General features: G+C 66.1%; 1 protein-coding gene. It reads left to right on the plus strand.

Translation table 11 applies throughout. From position 1 onward, the window contains the following. The first annotated feature begins 116 nt into the window (after positions 1-116). Positions 117-1109: an IS481 family transposase gene (locus tag ACZ5BU_RS36590; protein WP_465705614.1), complete on the plus strand. Its 993-nt coding sequence runs from the start codon at positions 117-119 to the stop codon at positions 1107-1109.

Consider the following 1109-nt stretch of genomic DNA (forward strand, 5'->3'; position numbering starts at 1 on the left):
TGTGATGTCCAGGGAGGTTGTCCCGGTCGGTGGCGGTGAGTCTGTGTGACAGGTGAAGGCCTCCGGTTGTGAAGTGGAGCTGTCTAGTTCACCGCTTCACCTGACCGGAGGCCTTCGTGTCCCACGTTAATGCTGCTTTGACCCCGCGTGCACGTCTGCGGTTGGCACGGCTGATCGTCGAGCAGGGCTGGTCGTACGCCGCGGCGGCGCAGATGTTCATGGTCGCCTCGAAAACCGCACGTAAGTGGGCCGAGAGGTATCGCGCCGAAGGACCAGCCGGGATGGCTGATCGCAGTTCCAGACCGCATCACAGTCCGGCCAAGACACCACCGCGGACCGTTCGGCAGATCGTGCGTTTGCGCTGGCGGCTGCGACTCGGCCCGGTGCAGATCGCCGGCCGGGTGGGTCTGCCGGCCTCGACCGTGCATGCCGTCCTGGTCCGCTGCCGGATCAACCGGCTGTCGCGCATCGACCGGGTCACCGGAGAACCGCTGCGCCGTTACGAACACGACCACCCCGGCTCACTGCTGCACGTCGACGTGACAAAGTTCGGCAACATCCCCGACGGCGGCGGCCACCGCTTCGTCGGCCGTCAGCAAGGCGACCTCAACAAGCGCGCGACCCCGGGCCTGGTCAACGGACCCGATGGCAAACCCCGCACCGGCAAGGCGTTCCTGCACACCGTGATCGACGACCACTCCCGCGTCGCGTACGCCGAGATCCACACCGACGAGAAGGCCCACACTGCCGCAGGAGTACTCCAGCGAGCCGTCGCCTGGTTCAACGACCGCGGCGTCACCATCGAGCGCGTCCTGTCCGACAACGGCGCCTGCTACCGCTCGTTCACCTGGCGCGACACCTGCTCAGCGCTCGGCATCACCCACAAACGAACCCGGCCCTACAGGCCCCAAACCAACGGCAAGATCGAACGCTTCCACCGCACCCTGGCCGACGGCTGGGCCTACGCCCGGTTCTACACATCAAACCACCAGCGCAACACCGCCCTGCCCGGCTGGCTCCACTTCTACAATCACCACCGACCCCACTCCGCCATCGGAGGCCAACCACCCATCACCCGACTGACCAACCTCCCTGGACATCACATCTAG

This window comes from Kribbella sp. NPDC031520, assembly GCF_055580825.1.